Source organism: Rhodococcus sp. MALMAid1271 (assembly GCF_049195265.1).
Taxonomy (GTDB): domain Bacteria; phylum Actinomycetota; class Actinomycetes; order Mycobacteriales; family Mycobacteriaceae; genus Rhodococcoides.
Genome location: NZ_JBMIRQ010000067.1, coordinates 181,642 through 199,414, shown reverse-complemented (window position 1 = coordinate 199,414; position 17,773 = coordinate 181,642). Strand labels below are relative to the sequence as shown.

Below are 17,773 nucleotides of genomic sequence, written 5' to 3'. Positions count from 1 at the left end.
GAACCGCTATGTCTTTCCTCACCAAGCTCCGCGCGAACGAACCCGTCCGCCTGTACGTCTACCCACTCTTGGTGGCACTGTTGGTCACCCTCGTCGGCAAGGGCGTCATCGATGCCTCGGTCGGCGACCTCGTCACCGCTGCCGTGACGGCACTCCTCGGCCTGACCGCGACCGAGGCAGCGCGCGCGCAGGTGACCCCGCAGGCGAAGGTCGTCGAAGCGGCTGTCGTCGTCGCCGAGCAGGTCCGCGACGCTGTCAGCAACGGTGTGTCGCCCGAGGTGCAAGCCATCCTGGATCGGGCCCGTGAGACAGCGGAGACGGTCATCGGTAAGCACCGCGCGGCCAACTGATGCCGCGCCCGCTGCGGCACCTCGCCAGGCGTGTGCTCACTGCCAGGCGGGCTATCGACTCGTACCGCCTCGACACGGTGATCGGTCGTAGCGGTACGGACCTGATTCAGGTCGGTGCATTGTTCGTCGCGTTCTCGCGTGGCATCGACTACATCCGGCTGCCCGGTGAGGTGTCGGTGTCGACCCTGTCGGTTGTCGAGCGGGCACTCGCACTCGACACGTGGGGGTGGATCTTTCTGTCGGTCAGCGTGATTGGTTACGCGGGCTTGTTCATTCCACGCCTGCCGGTCACAGCAATCATGCATGGCCTACTCGTCGCGGTGTACGTGATGTTCGCTATCGGTGCGCTCGCTGACGTCGCCAACCGTGACACGTTCTATGGCTGGCGGACCGCTATCGGCTGGCTGTTCGGGGCTGCGATCGTCCATCTGGTGCTGTCCGATTCGAGCAAGGATGCATGGAGGCGAGCCGGTGCCGACTGAAGTGTCGAATGTCCTTGACGGTAACCCGTGGCTGCTGTTGATTTTCGGTGCTGCCATTGCGTTTCGGTTCATCGGTGGCGTGTTGGCGGAGGCGTCGGAGTCGTGGGCGAAGGTGCTCGGCCCGGTCGGTGGTCATCGGTGGCGTGATCGTGCGGAGCGGAAGAAGGCTGCTCGGCGGTCGTCTCAGGCGCAGGACTACGAGGACATGCATGACGAGATCAGAAGGCTCACACGGCGGGTCAACACGTTGGCACCTGCGATGGAGATCCTCGAGGACTATCTGATTTACGACGCGAGTTATCACACGACACTCGAATTGCAGATGATTCAGAACGGCTACACGATGCCTGAGCCTCGGCATATCGGGTGGCTGGAATACAAACGCCAGCATACGTTTTCGGAACCGGAAGGTGGGGCGACATGACGAGTGGCGGACCACTTCCCGAAGGTACTCTCAGCGGTGTCGGCGGTATCGAGGCGTGGGGCCAGAAGACCGGCGATGAGTACAAGCAGGAGATGTACCAGGGTGTAGCGGTGCCCGCGAACAAGACGTCGGCGTTCTCGAATGGCATCCCGGGTGTGATCGGGTTTTTCATCGACCAACTGGTCTCGGCGCTGGTGTTCGGGCTGAAGGGAATCACCGGTGGCCTGATCGACTTGACCGGGGCGTTGAAGGCGACGGACACGAAGGCCGACACGGCGATCAACACCGCCACCGGTGCCGCACAGACCGTGGTGAACGTGCAGAAGGAGATCATCCAGAAGATCGCCGTCTTCGATATCAGGTCACCGACCCCGGGATACGTCGCGATCAATGGCACTGAATGGCCATCGATTCCGCACTCGGATCTGAAAATGCTGGCAGACGAAGTGAAGATCCCTCGACATCGTCACAAGGAAAACAACCAGACCGGGTCTTTCGCGTACACCGACTATGACCCGTCGGTCGGTACGAACGATGTCGCTGTCCAAATGACCAGGCTCCCGGAAAAGCTGCTTCCAGCGAATCAGCAGTGGTTTGCGTTCATTCGGGTACCGGTGGATACGGCACTGTCGGGTCTGAATTTCTATGCGCGGGGCACCCCGACCGAGCTGTACACGCGGGTCTATTCGATGTCGCCGACAGGTGACATGGCCGCGTTGACTCCGACGTCGCCGAACCTCGCGAGCCTGCTCACAAATGCGGAACATATATCCACACCGACCAATTTCGAGGATGCCATCGTCGAAGCCGGGACGTGGGTCGCGGTACGGTTCTGGTCGGTCGGCACGGTGCATCTGGCCGGCACGGAGAACTTCACCCCGGAGCGTCCATCAGGGTTCTACCCCCGGCAGATCAGTGCCACCACGGCTATCTCATCGGCCAGTGCCGCACCTGACACCATCGCAGAGTCCGACGTCACCTGGCCGGTCTACCCGTCTGGCTTCGTTCCCTACGTGGCAGTCGGAAACAACATCGTTGTTGCGCAGCCGAAAAGGTTTTTCGAGGACAACTTCGACCGCGAGGATGCGGGCGGCCTGTTCTCCGGTATCGGCGGCAGTTGGTCGACCAGCCTCAATGTGGGCATACGGTCGAACGACCTCGCGTACATCAGCACCAGTGACGGCATCGGGCATGCCATCTACACCAAGCCACTGACGACGGATTACCAACTCCACGGCTGCCGCGTCGGGCTTCTGCCTGATCCTGGCCAATCACAGGTCGCGTTCTCGCGCATGTACTTCCGGTGCACGCAGAACCGTTCGACGGGCCTGTGTGTCGCGTTCCGGCAGGGGGCGATCATCCTGCAATCGGTCGCCAGCCAGTCGACGTTCACGAACCTGGTGTCCACAACTCGGACGCTGGCGCTGACAGATTCCATCCAGACGCAGGAGGGCGAATGGGTCGACGAGGTGTTCTACCCCGACCGCGTTCTCGTGTTCCATAACGGTGTCGAGATCATCCGCACCGATGTTACCAACGCGACCGTCCCGTACGGGCCGCAGCGGCGATACGGCGGCCTCGGTCTGCAGCGCACACCGTTCCAGAACTCGCCTCGCATCATGGACTGGTTCGAGTCCGACATCTCCGATGTGGAGGCGGCATGACCGAGCATGTGACGTTCACCCAGTTCGTGGAAGTGCTCGAGCACAACAAGGGCAACGACCGCGACACCGACATCTGGGTCCTCCACGAGGACGGGTCGACGTCGATCATCCCCGACCAGGACACCACCGAGTTGCAGTCGCGGCGGTCGTGGCCGATGTACATCTGCCGTGCCGCCGCGATCAACGCTCATGTCACCACCGACACCGAAGCATCGTCCAACCCCGCCACACCGGGGGCCGCGGTGGACGGACTTTTCAGGGCCTACGAGTACCTGAACTGGGCGATCTCGGTGACAGTCGTCGCCGCGTCCCCGACGGAGATCCTGGCGTTCGCCGTGAAATCCGGTTACCGCGCGATCCTCGCAGGCCTCGGCCGCGACACCTGACCAACCCCTGAGCACTGAAAGTGAGGCCGGCTGATGCCTGTCGTGAAGGCCACCATCAAGGACATCGTGAAAGCGCCTGTCGGTGAGGGCACGGTCACGTACGTCTCGTACGACATTCGTGCTGCCGCCGAGGGCGGCAATGTCATCACCGCGCCCGGTTCGTGGGCGCAGCCGATCGAAGACGGGGTCGCGTTGACACCGAGTCTCGACCCGGGCCTGTACGAGGTGGAGATCTCCATCGGCTGGTTCGTGGAGAAGTACAACATCGTCGTCCCCGCGGTGGAGACCGAGCAGCAGTTGAAGACGCTCATCGACGATTTTCTTGCGCTCCCACCCGACACGCCTGCTGTGCGTCTCGCGGCGGCGATCGGGTCCTATTTCGCCGAGAACCCGGTGGATGGGTCGGGTCTCGATCAGACCGCTGTCGACGCCCGCATCGAAACAGTCGGTGACACACGTTATGTCCCGCTTTCTTCGGTCTCCACCAAGATCTTCGCCGACACAGACGGCGTCCCTTATTTCGATCCGGCCGCATCCGGTCCGGGCATCTCAGTCGGCGCAGACACAGACGGCGTCCCCTACCTGATCGGAGCATGACCATGGTTCAGCCAGCATCGAAGAGGCTCATGACCGAGGAGAACAGCGAACGGCCCAACGTCGTCGCGAAACTCCCCACCGGAGTCGCCGCAACAGACACGGCCAATCTCCTCGCGGCAATCGCAGCCGTCCCCGAAGGCGGGCGGCTGTTCATCCCGTCTAGCGCCACGTTCTACAACCTGAACGCGCCTCTCGTGATCACCAAGTCAATGACCATAGAGGGATCGTCACTCACCGAGACGTGGAAGCCGCGGGCGAACGGCGGTGCTCTCAACCATCCGAACGCTCCCGGCGTTGCTGGCGCGGTACTGATGCAGTCGACCGCAGCCGCGGACGTTCTGCAGATCACCGGGTCGGCCATCTCGGTCAACCTCAAGAACCTCGGAATCACCTGGGCACCGGCGATCCTGAACACCAATACCGGTCACGGCGTCACCGCACGGCCGACACTCACTCGGCCCGCTGGTGGACACGACTCCGGACTCCTCGGGTTCAAGTGGGACAACGTCACCGTCTACGGCCACGACGGAAACCACTGGGCCTTCGACCTGCTCAACACCATGTACTTCACCCTGACCCACCTACATTCCTACGGCGGCGGCGGCATCCACTTCGAGTGCGATTCCTTCGAGGGCAACTACGGCAACGCGGTTGTCATCGAGCCGTACGCCGAAATCATCAATACGGGCAACAAGGACGGCTACCGACTGACAGCGCGCACGAAGTACGCCAACACCGGCGTCCTCAATCTGCTCACCTTCGTCCGGCCCCAGGCGAACGTCACCGGCCCCGCTGCCGCAGCTCAGACACAGAAAGCATGGAACAACGTCGCAGGGACCGCGACCCCGTCGTACGTCGACATCATCAGCCCGGACTTCGAGGGCGTCACGTGGGCAGGGGCTGTCGACTTCGGCGGCGCGAATGGTGGCACCATCGTTCGACGTGGCGGGCTCATCACGTCGAAGCCGGTAGGTGGAATGTCCACCGACGCGGGCTACCAAAAATTCACCACGACCGGGAACTTCTTCGTCCCCGAGGGCGTGTATGAACTGCGCTACCGGGTGACCGGCTCGGGCGGTGGTGGCGGTGGCGGCGGATCGAACGCAGCAGCAGCCGCCAACGTCGGTGGTGGCGGCGGCGGTGCAGGTCTGGTGGCAGAAGGCACCATTGCCGTGACACCGCGCCAGACCATCATCATGACCTGCGGACTCGGCGGCACTGGAGGCGCAGGCGGAGCAGCAGGCGGCAACCCCGGCATCAAGGGCAACGACGGCGCGCAGACCAAGATCGCCGAGGACGTGAAGGTTATCGGCGGCGGTGGCGGTGCGCCCGGTCTCGCATCATCGACGACCGCAGCAGCGGGAGGCTGGTATGCACGAACCGGCTCGGTGAGCATGGTGAACTCGCCAGGGTTCGGAGGCAACGGACAATCCCCGAACGGCATCGCAGCAGTGCAGTTGCCGCCTGGAGTAGTCGGTGGCGGTGGCGGCGGCGCGGCGACAGCCTCGCTCGGTGGTGGACCAGGAACAGCGTCGACCGTCACCGCGGGACTCCCGGCCCTGTTCCACGTTGCCGGTGGCAACTCGGGAGCCTCGAGCACAGTTGACGGCGTCAACGGTGTCGCGGCGGTGACCCCAGGCTGCGGTGGTGGCGGTGGCGGCGGCGCGACAATCGGCGGCGCGGGTGGAGCTGGCGGCGCAGGTGCGCCGGGATCTATCGAACTATGGTGGTGAGCTAGCCCTTCGGGGCAGCGGGTAGCAGGCGACCGAGACCGACGTCGAGTTTCCCGTCGATGAGTGTCGCCTGGTCTGCAAAGAACGCCCCGTGATGATCATGGACGCATCATGCCGCACCGCTCGGGTTGCCCGCTATTGGACCGCCTGTACGAACGGGTGCATAACGCGAGATGGTCACGTGGCAGCAGTTCGCGACCGAATATGCCGCCCGTAGTGGCGTGACGGTCGACTTTCTTGCTCTGAGTGGGCAGGCCGTCGCACCATGCGCATGCGGGGAGGACGGCTGCAACGGGTGGCAGATGATCTCGCAGAGTCAGATCGGGTTCCTCACCATGACGGGCAAGGCGCGGCCTGACGAGATCCATGCTCTGGCCGTGGCAGCTGGCGACGGCTGATCTACCAGCCAAGTTTCCTTTTGCCGAAGACTGGCCGCGTAGATGCGATCCAACTCCTGCAACTGCAAGTGCGATTCCGCAAGAGCGATACGGGCGTTCTTCAACGGGCTCTGCTTCGGTTCCATAGCGAGTGATCATGCCTGAGCGGGGTGCAATCGCCTGTCGATTCATCCGTCCGGCCCACCCGGGCGGCGGGTAACGCGAGGGCCCGCACACCCGCCCATAACACCAAGTCTGCTCCCCACCTCCTACCCGGGGGTGGGGAGCATTCGCGTGTGCGGAGAGGGTAGATCGTTCGTTACGCAAAGGAACGAGTATCAACCAATAGGCGCGGCTCGTGATCTCTCCGATGAGGTGTGATCGTTCGTTACGCACACGAACAATGTGACGCCAGGGGCCGAGGCCCTTGGCCCTCAGGCTGCTGCCAGCCAGGGGCAGAGCTGGTAGCTGGTGCCCTGGGTCCCGGTCTCGTCCAGCCACTCGGTGGCGGTCTCGATGTCCACCGGGGCCTCGGTGCCCTCGTCTTCGTTGTGGGCGGTGATGGCTGCGAGGGTGGCCTTGATGTCGAAGTGGCGAGGGTTGTGGCCGGCTGCGGTGATGATGTCGGTGAGTGTCTTTGCGGTGATCTCTGCTTTGCTCATGAACTTAGTCTAGCATGCTGGACTAGCAAGGCGCAAGCCACAATTGGAGAAATCGAGAAATATTTCTACCGCGCTGGACTGAGCCGCTAGACTGGGCCGCATGGAGCCAGAGATCATCCTCGCCAAAATCACTGCTTTGCGTAACGAACGATCTAGAGCCGAGTCAGAGATCGAACGAATCGACGCCGACACCCGGGCGGCGATCGAGGCAGCCTTCGCCGCCGGGATTCACAACACCGACATAATTGAGGCTTCGCAACTATCCAAAGCCCGCGTGTACCAGATCAGGAAAGGCACCCGCAGGTAGTAATGCGGGGGACCAGCGGGCACGAAACCGTGCCCGCTGGAAAGCGCCTTACAGACCAACGCTGAGCTGGCGAAATGGATTGTTTCAGCAACCGTTTCCAGTGTCTGCTTGACCCGCACATGTCGAACATCGAATCCGGCCGAAAACGCTGCACCCCTGAAATGGCCCGCCGCATCGCCGGCGTACTGGGCGTCCCCCTCGCTGCCATCACCACAACGTTCGACGTCGACCAAGTCGCCTGAACGCAAAAGAAGCCGCCCCGGTGCAACGGGACGGCTTCAACGACACAGAAATGAGGATCAATGTCTACACCCATAGTACGACACGGGGCGTCATCTCCGTTCGACGAAATCCGCCGAGTCGGACCAGACGGCTCGGAGTACTGGTCGGCCCGCGAATTGTCGAAAGCTCTGGAATACGAGACCTGGCGCAACTTCGCCGCGGCAATCGATCGAGCGAAGTTGTCGTGTGAGAACAGCGGATCTGCTGCTCGGGATCATTTTGTCGACACCAGCAAGATGATCGAGCTGAGCCAGAACGCGCCGAGCGCGATCAGGACGGTGCCCGCGATCGAGGTCGCGGAAGGAAAACGGGACATGATCATTCCTTCGGGTAAGTAACGATTGTCAGGCTGCGGCGAGAGCGTTCACGGCGGCGCGCAAGTCGTCGTTGCTGGTGGCGAGGTAACGCTGAGTGGTGGCCACGCTCGAGTGACCGAGGAGGCGGCAGACGATCATGATGTCGCGCCCGCACGCCCGGTACATCCGTGTGGCGAATCGGTGGCGGAGCTTGTGCATGGTCCATCCGGGTGGGAGGAGATCACCGACGAGTTTGCCGACGTAGTGCGCCGAGATGTGTCCGTCGACGGCACCGGGGAAGAGGTACCCTCGGCGGCCGAGTCCGTAAGTGTGTCCGCCTGGTCCTCGGAGGATGTCTTTCGCCAGTTTGTCGGTGATCGGAACGGTGCGTTGCTTGCCGCCCTTGCCGTGGACGACGAGCTCGTACCCGTCGAACGATTCGAGTACGTCACTGGTGTGGCACTTGGCGACTTCGTCTCGGCGCATGCCGACCTCGTCGGCCAGCCGCGCTGCCATGAGCTCGCGGGGGTCTGCGTGGACGATGAGCTGTGCCCACATGTTGTCGGGGACCGGTCGAGGGCGGGGCCGTGATTCGGAGACCTTCGGTAGATCGATAGCGGGGTTGGTGGTGGTGATGCCGACCGCGATGGCCCAGTCGAAGAACTTGATCAGCGACGACTTCAGTCCCCGGCGGTGATCCTTCGACCAGTCCTGGTGCGCAGTCACGTGGACGATGTCGTCGGCTGTGACAGTGTTCGGCGATTGCGATCCGAGTTTGCGGGCGACGCCGCGCACATGACTGCGGCGGGTGCGGATGGTGGTGGCGGGGGCCCCGCCGGAGATGAGCCATTCGACCCATTTGATGACGGCGTCTTCCCACGCTGCGGGTAGTGAATACATTTGCTTGTGCATGGTCTGACTGTGATGCAGGTAACGGACCGCATGGTTGTGTTTCGAGACATCCGTCCCTGATCCCGCGTGTACATCTAGCGTCTGATGTACCTGTGTCTGTGTCATGGCAAACTCACGCTACCTGCGGAAACGCGAGAGCCACCACGTTCTGAGACTGGTAATCGAAGGGTTCCTGGTTCGAGTCCAGGTGGGGGAGCGCAATCCCCGTCCGGCATGCCGGACGGGGATTTTTGTTTCCCACCACGAGATCGGGGGACTCGGTTGGTTATCAGACTGCGACGCAGTTGGCTGTATATCGAACGGATGAATCCCTCCTTCGGATGTCAGATTTGTCGGTACCGCACGGGATACTGAACTCACGGTCCGGGAGGCTCAACAGTGCTATAACAAACCGGATCGGTCGGTTTTAAGGGGCTCCATGAGTTTGAGTTACGCGTCCACAGTTCCACGTCACCTCGTCCATCGGCGTTCGCCGGCAGATGTGTTGCTGACCGACTTCGAGACCGTCGACGGGACGCATCGGGCGGCCGTGCAGCTCCCCACGTCTCATCGGACGTTCGCGCCGGTGCGACGAACACACGACTCGCTGATGGTGGCCGAGGCGCTGCGGCAGGCGGTCAGCCTGTTCTGTCACGTCGACCACGGGGTACCCACCGATCATGTGGTGCTCATCGAGCACTTCCGCTTCGATATCCTCGAGCCGCTGTCGGTGGACGACATCGATGATTCGCTCGTGGCAGAGTCGGTGACGTACGACGTGAGCTATGCCAGCGATCGCATGGACGAATTGACGCTCTCGGCCCGGCTGCTCAACGGCACTCACGTCGTGGCGTCGGGGACGGCAACTGTCCGGCCCATCGATCCCGAGATGTTCTCGCAGCACCGCACACCGACCATGGCCGATCCACATTTCCGGCACCTCCCTGCCGGCACCGAAGTGGTTCCGGCCGCCATCGTCGGACGCCTCGATCCCGCCGATGTGGTGTTGGCTCGGCATACGTCCGACGGAACCCTCGTCGTGGCACCCGACCCGCGCAACATGGCGTTGTTCGATCACACGACCGAATACCTACCGGGGGTGACGATGCTCGAAGCAGCACGCCAGGCCCTACGGTTGACCACTGGCATTCGCGAGCTCGATTTCATCTCGCTCGAGGTGACGTTCACGGGGTTCGCCGAGTGGGGCAACCCGTGTTCGGTGACGGTCGATGGTGAGTCGGACGGCGTTCACCAGATCCGATTCGAGCACGACGCGTCGTTGCTGTCGGCGATGTCGGTCAGAGCGACCTCCGAGCCGTGGCTGGCGGTCACCGAGCGCTCCAGTCGGTAACTGGCCCATCGGCCACCGACCGGATCCGCGCGAGCCGTCGACGCGGCACCACCGACGGCAGCACCATGTGCCACAGCTCGGTCATTCGGTCTTGGAGGTCGGCTCGGCCGGTCAGCATCTCCGACACGGTCTGCACGCCGGTGAACGACGCGACGATCAGCCTGGCCAACGACGTCGTATCCACATCCTCGGAGATATCGCCCTCAGCCTGAGCGCGGTCGGTCAACGCCGCGATCCGTCGTATCCAGTCGTCGAACGATTTGGCGTTCGGGTTCTCTGCAGAGGTCGATTCCAACGTCAGCCTCATCCCGCCGCGGGCAATCACCTCGGACTGCAACTGACGCGCCAACTCCTTGGTGATGAGGATCAGCGCGTCGATAGCTTTCGGTGTGTGCTCGATGATGGCGGCAGCCGCCGCCTCGGCCATTGCCATCTGCGCCTCGATGACGGCCTGGGCGAGGTCTTCCTTGGACGAGAAGTGGAAGTACATCGCGCCTTTACTGACGCCCGCGTTGGCAATAATGGTGCTCAAACTGGCTGTGCCATAGCCGAACTTGTCAAAACTGGCCGCAGCACCCTCGAGTACGGCTTGCCTGGTCGATTCTGCGCGCTCCTGCATCGGTAGACCATAACCGCTGCCTGGATCGGCGGCATCGCGTGTGGTGCAGGAAGCACTTCACCGGTAGTCGGTGTCCGAGCCCAACGGCCGAGCCTCACGGCACTGCTCCAGTCGACCCTTCAGATACGTTTCGATCCACTCGAACGACGGCGAACCCAGAGGTAAGCGCAGTGGGGGAGCCTCCGAGGAAATCGCGGTAAGAACAGCATCGGCTCCGCGGCGGGGGTCGCCTGCCTGCTTTCCATGGGTGGCCTCGAATGCCTCCCGAGCGGGTCCGATCAGCGCGGCGTAGTCGTCCAACGGCGTTCCCCACCGCATCGATCGGCCGCTCGCGTCGGTGCGAAACGGGCCCGGTTCCACGATGGTGACTCCGATACCGAGATGGCGCACTTCCGCGGCGAGGGCCTCGGAGAACCCTTCGAGTGCGAACTTGGTTCCGGCATACGCGGTTCCGCCTGGCCCGGGAACCACCCCGATCACCGATGACATCTGAACGATATGGCCGCTACGGCGCGCGCGCATCGAGGGCAGGACTGCCCGGGTGACGGCAAGCGGCCCGAAGAAATTGACCTCGACATTGCTCCGGAACTGATGGTCGTCCATCTCCTCGAACGCGCCGAGCAGTCCGTAGCCTGCATTGTTGACCAGGACATCGATGCGTCCGAATCTGTCGAGAGCGTCGGCCACGGCAGAATCGATCGACCCCTGATCGGTCACGTCGAGCCAAGCGTGCAGCACTCGATCGCTTTCCGGGATCTCGAGATCGGTGACGTCGCGAGCGGTAGCGACCACTCGATCACCCTCGGTGAGGGCCGCACGAACGAATTCGCGTCCGAATCCCGAGCTCGCGCCAGTGATCAACCAGACCCTGCTCGATCCCGTGGTGCTCATTTTCGGTCTCCTCGGGCGTTCTGGATCGGCTGTGAACTGCGAAGACGGTAACGACGGCAGACAACGGCGAGCAAGCGATTTTGATGGCACGCTGACGTGATGGTCGCTACGAGTGCAGGAATTCTGTTGTATCGCCTCGGTGCCGACGGTCCCGAGGTCCTGATCGCTCATCCCGGCGGGCCGTTCTGGTCGCGCAAGGACGAGGGAGCGTGGTCGATCGTCAAGGGTTTGTTGGCCGAGGGTGAAGATCTGTGGACTGCGGCCCGGCGGGAGTTTCGAGAAGAAATGGGTATCGATGTGCCGGCCGGAGCGTACGTGGAACTCGGCACCGTCACTCAACGCGGCGGGAAGATCGTCACGGCGTTCGGTGTCGAATCGGATCTCGATGTTTCGAATGCGGTCAGCAACACATTCGAGATCGAGTGGCCGCCGAAATCCGGTCTGATGAAGTCGTTTCCCGAGGTAGACCGCATCGAATGGTTTCCGCTGGAGCAGGCGAGACAGAAGCTGCTGCCCTCGCAGCTTCCGTTTCTCGACGCGGTGGAGGCGATTGTTGCTGCCAACTAGTTTCGGTGCGGACCACAGGGGTATCCAGCGGCCGGAAATGACGACAGTGGCAGATGCCGGGTGGGAAGCGAATCATGACACAGACGGACACGACCAGTGCACAAGCTCTCGTGGAGACGCAGTGGGGCGGACGCGTCGTCGCCTCGTCGTTCGTGGTGTTGGCTGCGGGACTGTCGTGGGTGTTCGCCGCGACTGCGATGATCAGCTAGCAATAACAGGCCTTTTGGTCGACACTGCTCATCGACTACTGAGAAGGGCAGCAATTTGACCGACGGCATCGCCTCCGGAACTCCGCCTGCGACACAGGTACCCAAGCGTGCGTGGCAGGCGCTCGTGGTGCTGCTGCTGGGCATGTTCATGGCACTCCTGGACACCACGATCGTCAACGTGGCGCTCCCGACGATCCGCACCACATTGGACGCCTCGGAGTCGGTTCTGTCGTGGATCATCTCCGGATACGCACTGGCGTTCGGGCTCGCTTTGATTCCGGCGGGCAAGGTCGGTGACCGCATCGGCCACAAATGGGTGTTCTTCACCGGGCTCGCGCTGTTCACCCTCGCGAGCTTCGCGTGTGGACTGGCGCAGGACGATCTGCAGCTCGTCGTCGCGCGGGTGGTCCAGGGTTTGGCAGGCGGCATGTTCGTGCCCGCTGTGACCGCGTTCATCCAGCTGCTGTTCCCGGCTCCGGTGCGGGGCAAAGCCTTTGCCATCATGGGTGCCGTCATCGGAGTGTCGACCGCGCTCGGGCCCATCATCGGGGGCTTGATCATCCAGGTGTTCGGCGACGAGAACGGGTGGCGGCTGGTCTTCTGGGTCAATCTGCCCATCGGAATCGTCGGACTCGTTGCGGCCGCTGTATTGCTACCGAACAAGAGCGATTCCGCGCCCACGGGTCTCCCCGGAATCGACTGGCTCGGCCTGGTTCTGATCTCCGCGGGCCTCGTCGCTCTGCTCGTTCCGTTGATCGAAGGCCAGGAGCTGGGCTGGCCGCTGTGGACCTACCTGACGATCGCCGCGGGACTGGGTCTGATCGCACTGTTCGGATGGTGGGAAGTGATCCACACCCGTCGCGGCCACAACCCACTGGTTCCACCGCGACTGTTCACACACCCGGCCTTCACCGGGGGTGTGATGCTTGCACTCGTCTATTTCGCTGCCTTCACCAGCATCTTCTTCACCATCTCGTTGCTGTGGCAGACCGGACTCGGCAACACGGCTCTGTCGGCCGGACTGGTGTCGATTCCGTTCGCGATCGGCAGCATCGTCGCTTCCTCGCAGAGCAACAAGTTGACGATCCGACTCGGGCGCACGGTGTTGGTCCTCGGCGCGTCTCTGGTCTCGATCGGCCTGATCTGGTTGTGGATCATCCTGGCGACCAGCTCCGCCGACACGATCTCGCATTGGACCCTGCTGGTGCCGCTCTTCGTGGCGGGCTTGGGCAATGGTGCCTTCATCGCACCCAACGCGCAGTTCATCGTCGCGACCGTGGATCGCGGTGATGCAGGTGCTGCGAGCGGGGTCATCTCGACCATGCAGCGAATCGGTTCGGCAATCGGCATCGCAGTGATCGGCAGCGTCCTGTTCGGATCCTTGAACATCACGGGCCCCGACACCGTCGGATCGGGCTTTCTGCATGGAGCGGCGATGGCGATGGCCGTCAGCGCAGCGTTCAGTGTCGTGGCGCTGGCGCTGGTCTTTGCTCTCCCCAAGAAAGTTCAGGGCGCACACTGAGCAACGGCGCTCAGTTCTTCGAGCCTTTGCTGTGCCTCTCGACAACGCTGGACGCGAGGTCGGCAATCTTGACGTTCAAATCCTGGGAGGATTTGCGAAGTAACGCGAACGCCTCGTCGTCGGAGACGTCGTGCAACGCCATGATCAACCCGACCGCTTTGCCGATCTCGCGGTTGCTTTCCAGGCCGCCACGTAGCGTCGAGGCTTCCTGTCCGTTCATCATCGCGGCGACGGTGACCGCTGTGAACGCGGTCAGGATAATCGCTTCGCCTGCGGTGTCGGAATCGAAGACACCGGGAGTGTCTGTGAACAGATTGAGCGCGCCCACCTTGTGCTCGTTGACCTTGAGCCGGAAACCCATCGCGCCGCGAACGGGCGTTCGATTGAGCACGCCGCGAGCCATCGCAGGCCACTGAGTCGGCGTCTGGAAGTCGGTCTCGAGCTGCGCTGCTTCGCTGGTGATGGCATCGAGACACGGTCCCTCGCCGGTAGCACGCTCGATATCGTCCACCACGCGGGCAATGTCGTCCGAGGCAGCGACTGTGACGGCTTTTCCATGCTGCATCAGCATCAGGCTTGCGTGATCGCAGTGCGGGATCAGGAGGGGAGCCGCATTGCAGATGGCGGTGTAGACCTGTTCGGCGCTGCTGCCGCGGTACACGATGTCGGCCAAGGCGGCGAATACGGTTGCCGGATCGGTCGAAGGCGCGGAAGCAACCGGAGAGGCGTCGAACTGCGAATTGTCGTTCACGTGCTGCTCCCGTCCAGAGTGTCGTAGTTCGAGTGACCAGGACTCGAGATGGCTCAACCGTACCGTTGCCCCGTGGGGTACTCGAACGGGCGGGTACCGACAGTAGCCTCGACGCGTGAGCGATGAGCAGGAGCCGACCGGGTTCGAGTACGGCCACGACGGCCCGAAGTCGATCGTGGTCGGGGTCGACGGTTCCGATTCGTCCTGGCGCGCCGCTGCCTACGCCGCGGGACTCGCCCGCAGGCAACGATCGCTGCTGGTGCTGGTGTACGTCCAACCGATTGTGACCGCATCGTGGGGCCAAGTCGGCATGTCGCTCGTCGAAACCGGTAAGCAGATCGCCGACGAGCTCCTCGACTACATCCGAGCGTCGGCCGCCAAGTTCGGCGACCGGGAGCGCGTGCGGTGGGAGTTCCGCACCGCACAAGGCGATCCGTACAACGGGCTGATCTCCGTGGCGGAACAACTCCGCACCGACGCTGTGGTGGTGGGGGCGTCCGAGCACGCGGGGCACCGACTTGCGGGTTCGGTGGCGGTCCGGTTGGTCAAAGCAGGACGTTGGCCGGTCACAGTGGTGCCCTGAACGAGGCGAAATCGATCCAATACCGGCGTGTGCCCTGTAAAAATAGGCAGTCACCTCGTCGGATGCGAGGCGTACGTGGTACCGATTTCGGAGTTCGAGGAGTTCCATGACCGGTTTGTCACGTAGGCAGTTCATGGCTCGGGTGGGCACCCTCGCGGCGGTGTGGGGAATCGCGCCCCATGTGCTGGGTCAGGCCTCGATCGCGCAGGCGCAGCCGGCAGAACCCACCGGAACCCTGGCGCAGACCATCCTTCGGACTGCGACCGGTCCGGCACGGTATCGCGTGCTCGGTGCCGGGCCCGCGGAGCCGTACGTGACTCGCCTGGACGTATTGGGCCGAGCGCCCCAGGCGTCTCGGGTGCAGTCACGGCGGTCGTTGCTCTATCTCGGGCACCTGTCGGATATGCACGTCATCGACGCTCAGTCGCCGGGCCGGATCGAGCCCATGATCGTGTCCGATCACGCCGCGTGGGGATCGGCATTCCATCCGCAGGACCCGCTGACCGTGCACGTCACCGCGGCGATGGTCAAAGCCTTCGCCGACGCTCGGATCAGCCCGGTCACCGGCGCACCGATGGGAGCCGCGGTGGTCACCGGAGACAGCGCAGACATGCATTCGCATCTCGAATTACGTTGGTACATAGACGTTCTCGATGGTGTTCCGGTTCGGCCCACGAGCGGTTCGGCCGATGTCTTCGAAGGTGTCCAAGCATGGCCGGAGGCACAGTGGGCCTATCGTCCGGGCGATCCGGCGGGAGGGTCATTCGGCGACTACGGATTTCCGATGCTTCCCGACCTTCTCGACCAGGCCATGTCGGGGACGGTCGAATCTGTGGGGCTACCGGTGCCGTGGTATTCGGTGTACGGCAATCACGACACCCTGTTGCTCGGAACGTTCGATCTGTCCTCGCAACTGCGTGCGCTCGCCGTCGGGGGACGCAAGGCCTACACACTCGAAGCGACGGCCACGTCTGCCCTGGCCGGTTATGCGTCGACGGCCAGTCCGCTGCAGCGGATGGCGGACGCGCTGGGCGTCGCATCCGGCGCACGACCGGGATTTCGGGCAGTATCTGCCGATCCAGCTCGATACCTCTTCGAGCAACGTGAGTTCATGCAGGAACACTTCGAGACCACCCCGACGCCTGGGCCGATCGGGCACGGCTTCACCCAGCACAATCTCGATTCGGGCGAGACCTGGTGGACGGCCGATCCCACCCCGAACATCCGCACGTTCGGGCTCGATACCTGCAATGCCGTCGCCGGACCCGACGGTGCCGTGCCGGAACAGCAATTCGACTGGCTCACCGACCAATTGAAGCGTGCGCAGGCCGAGAACAAGCTGGTGCTGATCTACACGCACCACAACAGCCTCACACTCGAGAACCGGGCACAACGGCCCGGGCAGTCGGTGAAGCTCTACGGCGCAGACGAATTCATCGATCTACTGTTGAGGTATCCCGTGGTGATCGGGTGGCTGAACGGTCACACCCACCAGAATCAGATCCTTGCGCATTCGCGAGACGGGCGAGGATTCTGGGAGATCACCACCGCGTCGTGCATCGATTTTCCGCAGCAGCAGCAAGTGGTCGAGATCGTCGACAACCGGGACGGCACAATGTCGCTGTTCACGACGGTGCTGGACCACGCCTCGCCGATCACTCCGGGGAACAGCGGGAGCTATCTGGATCTCGCATCGCGCAGTCGGGAGCTGGCGGCCAACGATTGGGCCGAGAATCCGCTGATGCGACGAGGCTCGCGTCTCGATCGCAACACCGAACTGCTGCTGCCCGCGCCCTTCGACCTGAGCACCATCACCGACGCCGCTCTGGAGAAGCAACACCTCGAAGAGCACGCGAGACTGATCGCCTACCAGACGAGGCAGGGAAGATGACCGGTGTGTGCAGGAAACTCCTTCTGGTGTCGGCTGTCTCGGTGGCATGCGCTGGATGCTCGCAGACCGCTGCGCTCGCCCCGGTCGGTGGTGCCGAGCTCGGAGACCTCCGCTACGCAGTCAACGACGTCCTGACGGATAAGGGGATCGAGATATTGGTCGCGCCGGTGTGCTCCGGCACTGGGGCCGAGATCACCTGCACCGGGACGACGACCGGCAACGAATCGATCACGGCAACAGCTACGTCGGACGACGCGAGCACCGTGAAGATCGAGGTCGGTTCCACTGTTCTGTACTCGGGTTCGGTGCAGGACGTGCTCGATCGGAACTCCACGGTGGGTGCGCCGTGAGGGGGAGTCTGGTCCTTGCGGCCGTCGTGGTCGTGTCGGCTCTTGTGCAGGCGCTGACTGTGTTGGGGGATCCGGTTCCGACGTCGTCTCTCGGTTTCGCGGGATTGGTTCTGGCTTCTGTTGCCGCGGTGGTACTTGCACTGTGGATCACCGCGTCGACGGCACTCGATGTAGTGGACGGCAACGCGTCCGGTGCGCTGAGTCGGGCTTGGCGACGGCCGGGAGTCCTGGTGTGGTGTGTGGGGCTGACTGCCGTCGCCGTTGCGCTCGCAATCCTGTTCCCGATACTTCCCGTCGTGGCGATTGTGGTTGCGCTGCTGATACTCCCGGCGGTAGCGGATGGCAGCAGGAATCCGATCCGCGCAGCACTGCATACTGTCCGACGGTCCCCGGGGCGGAGCGCGATCGCCGTCGCCGTCACGAGTGTTGTCTTCTTCCTCGCCTGGGTCGTGGCGCTGGTACTGGGATTCTTCGTCACCGGTGTGGTGGCGGCGTTCCTGACCTGGCTTTGGTTCGGGGCCAATGCTGCTGCGCTACTGGTGTACTGGTCGCGGCTGTACCGACGGGCAGCGCTGCTCTGACCGGTGT

24 protein-coding genes are annotated in these 17,773 nt (G+C 63.1%); 19 read left to right on the top strand and 5 right to left on the bottom strand.

Annotation, left to right across the window (positions count from 1 at the left end):
- Positions 1-8: 8 nt before the first annotated feature.
- The 8 genes from ACOQFP_RS09680 (at position 9) to ACOQFP_RS09645 (ending at position 6,034) form a co-directional block, all read left to right on the top strand.
- Positions 9-350 carry a hypothetical protein gene (locus tag ACOQFP_RS09680; RefSeq protein WP_421584141.1) on the top strand — a complete coding sequence of 114 codons (342 nt, stop codon included), beginning with the start codon at positions 9-11 and terminating at the stop codon, positions 348-350.
- Positions 350-832, top strand: a complete 483-nt coding sequence (locus tag ACOQFP_RS09675; RefSeq protein ID WP_421584140.1) for a hypothetical protein — start codon at positions 350-352, stop codon at positions 830-832. The genes ACOQFP_RS09680 and ACOQFP_RS09675 overlap by 1 nt, the downstream gene beginning before the upstream one ends.
- Positions 822-1,256, top strand: a complete 435-nt coding sequence (locus ACOQFP_RS09670; RefSeq protein WP_421584139.1) for a hypothetical protein — start codon at positions 822-824, stop codon at positions 1,254-1,256. Before ACOQFP_RS09675 ends, ACOQFP_RS09670 begins: the two co-directional genes overlap by 11 nt.
- A complete protein-coding gene (locus tag ACOQFP_RS09665; protein ID WP_421584138.1) occupies positions 1,253-2,920 on the top strand; it encodes a hypothetical protein in 1,668 nt (555 codons plus the stop codon). Before ACOQFP_RS09670 ends, ACOQFP_RS09665 begins: the two co-directional genes overlap by 4 nt.
- Entirely contained in the window at positions 2,917-3,306 is a 390-nt protein-coding gene (locus ACOQFP_RS09660; RefSeq protein ID WP_421584137.1) for a hypothetical protein, read from the top strand. The genes ACOQFP_RS09665 and ACOQFP_RS09660 overlap by 4 nt, the downstream gene beginning before the upstream one ends.
- A 33-nt stretch (positions 3,307-3,339) precedes the next feature.
- A complete protein-coding gene (locus ACOQFP_RS09655) occupies positions 3,340-3,903 on the top strand; it encodes a hypothetical protein (RefSeq protein WP_421584136.1) in 564 nt (187 codons plus the stop codon).
- A gap of 29 nt (positions 3,904-3,932) precedes the next feature.
- Positions 3,933-5,636 carry a hypothetical protein gene (locus ACOQFP_RS09650; protein WP_421584135.1) on the top strand — a complete coding sequence of 568 codons (1,704 nt, stop codon included), beginning with the start codon at positions 3,933-3,935 and terminating at the stop codon, positions 5,634-5,636.
- A gap of 173 nt (positions 5,637-5,809) precedes the next feature.
- Positions 5,810-6,034, top strand: a complete 225-nt coding sequence (locus tag ACOQFP_RS09645) for a hypothetical protein (RefSeq protein WP_421584134.1) — start codon at positions 5,810-5,812, stop codon at positions 6,032-6,034.
- Between the two features lie 413 nt (positions 6,035-6,447).
- On the opposite strand, the gene ACOQFP_RS09640 is transcribed toward ACOQFP_RS09645, so the two are convergent.
- Positions 6,448-6,675: a hypothetical protein gene (locus ACOQFP_RS09640; RefSeq protein ID WP_421584133.1), complete on the bottom strand. Its 228-nt coding sequence runs from the start codon at positions 6,673-6,675 to the stop codon at positions 6,448-6,450.
- A 100-nt stretch (positions 6,676-6,775) separates the two neighbouring features.
- Between ACOQFP_RS09640 and ACOQFP_RS09635 the strand changes: the two genes are divergently transcribed.
- From ACOQFP_RS09635 to ACOQFP_RS09625, 3 genes are all read left to right on the top strand, one after another.
- Complete coding sequence (locus tag ACOQFP_RS09635) at positions 6,776-6,982, top strand: hypothetical protein (protein WP_421584132.1); 207 nt, start codon at positions 6,776-6,778, stop codon at positions 6,980-6,982.
- Between the two features lie 119 nt (positions 6,983-7,101).
- Positions 7,102-7,224 (top strand): hypothetical protein, encoded by a 123-nt coding sequence (locus ACOQFP_RS09630; RefSeq protein ID WP_421584131.1) that lies wholly within the window; start codon positions 7,102-7,104, stop codon positions 7,222-7,224.
- 60 nt (positions 7,225-7,284) lie between these two features.
- Positions 7,285-7,602, top strand: a complete 318-nt coding sequence (locus tag ACOQFP_RS09625) for a hypothetical protein (RefSeq protein WP_421584130.1) — start codon at positions 7,285-7,287, stop codon at positions 7,600-7,602.
- Positions 7,603-7,608: 6 nt separating this feature from the next.
- Here the strand turns inward: ACOQFP_RS09625 and ACOQFP_RS09620 are convergent, their stop codons facing one another.
- Entirely contained in the window at positions 7,609-8,472 is an 864-nt protein-coding gene (locus ACOQFP_RS09620) for a tyrosine-type recombinase/integrase (protein ID WP_421584129.1), read from the bottom strand.
- A gap of 418 nt (positions 8,473-8,890) precedes the next feature.
- On the opposite strand from ACOQFP_RS09620, the gene ACOQFP_RS09615 reads away from it, so the two are divergent.
- Positions 8,891-9,802 carry an AfsA-related hotdog domain-containing protein gene (locus ACOQFP_RS09615; protein WP_421584128.1) on the top strand — a complete coding sequence of 304 codons (912 nt, stop codon included), beginning with the start codon at positions 8,891-8,893 and terminating at the stop codon, positions 9,800-9,802.
- Here the strand turns inward: ACOQFP_RS09615 and ACOQFP_RS09610 are convergent.
- On the bottom strand, positions 9,780-10,421 hold the full coding sequence (locus ACOQFP_RS09610) for a ScbR family autoregulator-binding transcription factor (protein ID WP_341245070.1): 642 nt from the start codon (positions 10,419-10,421) through the stop codon (positions 9,780-9,782). The two genes, ACOQFP_RS09615 and ACOQFP_RS09610, sit on opposite strands and share 23 nt — an antisense overlap.
- Positions 10,422-10,478: 57 nt before the next feature.
- Positions 10,479-11,312, bottom strand: coding sequence for an oxidoreductase (locus tag ACOQFP_RS09605; protein WP_421584127.1), 834 nt, complete (start codon positions 11,310-11,312; stop codon positions 10,479-10,481).
- A gap of 99 nt (positions 11,313-11,411) precedes the next feature.
- Between ACOQFP_RS09605 and ACOQFP_RS09600 the strand changes: the two genes are divergently transcribed.
- The 3 genes from ACOQFP_RS09600 to ACOQFP_RS09590 all read left to right on the top strand — a co-directional run bounded on the left by ACOQFP_RS09600 (position 11,412) and on the right by ACOQFP_RS09590 (position 13,610).
- A complete protein-coding gene (locus tag ACOQFP_RS09600; RefSeq protein ID WP_421584126.1) occupies positions 11,412-11,879 on the top strand; it encodes an NUDIX domain-containing protein in 468 nt (155 codons plus the stop codon).
- 74 nt (positions 11,880-11,953) lie between these two features.
- The gene (locus ACOQFP_RS09595) at positions 11,954-12,088 is read left to right on the top strand and encodes a hypothetical protein (protein WP_341245068.1); all 135 of its coding nucleotides are present in this window, start codon (positions 11,954-11,956) and stop codon (positions 12,086-12,088) included.
- A 55-nt stretch (positions 12,089-12,143) separates the two neighbouring features.
- A complete protein-coding gene (locus tag ACOQFP_RS09590; protein WP_421584125.1) occupies positions 12,144-13,610 on the top strand; it encodes an MFS transporter in 1,467 nt (488 codons plus the stop codon).
- Positions 13,611-13,620: 10 nt separating this feature from the next.
- On the opposite strand, the gene ACOQFP_RS09585 is transcribed toward ACOQFP_RS09590, so the two are convergent.
- Positions 13,621-14,361 (bottom strand): GAF and ANTAR domain-containing protein, encoded by a 741-nt coding sequence (locus tag ACOQFP_RS09585; protein WP_421584124.1) that lies wholly within the window; start codon positions 14,359-14,361, stop codon positions 13,621-13,623.
- Between the two features lie 115 nt (positions 14,362-14,476).
- On the opposite strand from ACOQFP_RS09585, the gene ACOQFP_RS09580 reads away from it, so the two are divergent.
- The 4 genes from ACOQFP_RS09580 (at position 14,477) to ACOQFP_RS09565 (ending at position 17,766) form a co-directional block, all read left to right on the top strand.
- Positions 14,477-14,944, top strand: a complete 468-nt coding sequence (locus ACOQFP_RS09580) for a universal stress protein (protein ID WP_421584123.1) — start codon at positions 14,477-14,479, stop codon at positions 14,942-14,944.
- A 106-nt stretch (positions 14,945-15,050) separates the two neighbouring features.
- Positions 15,051-16,835 carry a TIGR03767 family metallophosphoesterase gene (locus ACOQFP_RS09575; RefSeq protein ID WP_421584122.1) on the top strand — a complete coding sequence of 595 codons (1,785 nt, stop codon included), beginning with the start codon at positions 15,051-15,053 and terminating at the stop codon, positions 16,833-16,835.
- Positions 16,832-17,185, top strand: coding sequence for a hypothetical protein (locus ACOQFP_RS09570; RefSeq protein ID WP_421584121.1), 354 nt, complete (start codon positions 16,832-16,834; stop codon positions 17,183-17,185). The genes ACOQFP_RS09575 and ACOQFP_RS09570 overlap by 4 nt, the downstream gene beginning before the upstream one ends.
- Positions 17,182-17,766 carry a hypothetical protein gene (locus ACOQFP_RS09565; RefSeq protein WP_421584120.1) on the top strand — a complete coding sequence of 195 codons (585 nt, stop codon included), beginning with the start codon at positions 17,182-17,184 and terminating at the stop codon, positions 17,764-17,766. The genes ACOQFP_RS09570 and ACOQFP_RS09565 overlap by 4 nt, the downstream gene beginning before the upstream one ends.
- Positions 17,767-17,773: the final 7 nt, after the last annotated feature.

Excerpts from the sequence above, each read along its gene's own strand:
- ACOQFP_RS09680 (WP_421584141.1), top strand. The coding sequence starts at position 9 with ATGTCTTTCCTCACCAAGCTCCGCGCGAACGAACCCGTCCGCCTGTAC.
- ACOQFP_RS09675 (WP_421584140.1), top strand. The coding sequence starts at position 350 with ATGCCGCGCCCGCTGCGGCACCTCGCCAGGCGTGTGCTCACTGCCAGG.
- ACOQFP_RS09665 (WP_421584138.1), top strand. The coding sequence starts at position 1,253 with ATGACGAGTGGCGGACCACTTCCCGAAGGTACTCTCAGCGGTGTCGGC.
- ACOQFP_RS09660 (WP_421584137.1), top strand. The coding sequence starts at position 2,917 with ATGACCGAGCATGTGACGTTCACCCAGTTCGTGGAAGTGCTCGAGCAC.
- ACOQFP_RS09655 (WP_421584136.1), top strand. The coding sequence starts at position 3,340 with ATGCCTGTCGTGAAGGCCACCATCAAGGACATCGTGAAAGCGCCTGTC.
- ACOQFP_RS09650 (WP_421584135.1), top strand. The coding sequence starts at position 3,933 with ATGACCGAGGAGAACAGCGAACGGCCCAACGTCGTCGCGAAACTCCCC.
- ACOQFP_RS09645 (WP_421584134.1), top strand. The coding sequence starts at position 5,810 with ATGGTCACGTGGCAGCAGTTCGCGACCGAATATGCCGCCCGTAGTGGC.
- ACOQFP_RS09640 (WP_421584133.1), bottom strand. The coding sequence starts at position 6,675 with ATGAGCAAAGCAGAGATCACCGCAAAGACACTCACCGACATCATCACC.
- ACOQFP_RS09635 (WP_421584132.1), top strand. The coding sequence starts at position 6,776 with ATGGAGCCAGAGATCATCCTCGCCAAAATCACTGCTTTGCGTAACGAA.
- ACOQFP_RS09630 (WP_421584131.1), top strand. The coding sequence starts at position 7,102 with ATGTCGAACATCGAATCCGGCCGAAAACGCTGCACCCCTGAAATGGCC.
- ACOQFP_RS09625 (WP_421584130.1), top strand. The coding sequence starts at position 7,285 with ATGTCTACACCCATAGTACGACACGGGGCGTCATCTCCGTTCGACGAA.
- ACOQFP_RS09620 (WP_421584129.1), bottom strand. The coding sequence starts at position 8,472 with ATGCACAAGCAAATGTATTCACTACCCGCAGCGTGGGAAGACGCCGTC.
- ACOQFP_RS09615 (WP_421584128.1), top strand. The coding sequence starts at position 8,891 with ATGAGTTTGAGTTACGCGTCCACAGTTCCACGTCACCTCGTCCATCGG.
- ACOQFP_RS09610 (WP_341245070.1), bottom strand. The coding sequence starts at position 10,421 with ATGCAGGAGCGCGCAGAATCGACCAGGCAAGCCGTACTCGAGGGTGCT.
- ACOQFP_RS09605 (WP_421584127.1), bottom strand. The coding sequence starts at position 11,312 with ATGAGCACCACGGGATCGAGCAGGGTCTGGTTGATCACTGGCGCGAGC.
- ACOQFP_RS09600 (WP_421584126.1), top strand. The coding sequence starts at position 11,412 with ATGGTCGCTACGAGTGCAGGAATTCTGTTGTATCGCCTCGGTGCCGAC.
- ACOQFP_RS09595 (WP_341245068.1), top strand. The coding sequence starts at position 11,954 with ATGACACAGACGGACACGACCAGTGCACAAGCTCTCGTGGAGACGCAG.
- ACOQFP_RS09575 (WP_421584122.1), top strand. The coding sequence starts at position 15,051 with ATGACCGGTTTGTCACGTAGGCAGTTCATGGCTCGGGTGGGCACCCTC.
- ACOQFP_RS09570 (WP_421584121.1), top strand. The coding sequence starts at position 16,832 with ATGACCGGTGTGTGCAGGAAACTCCTTCTGGTGTCGGCTGTCTCGGTG.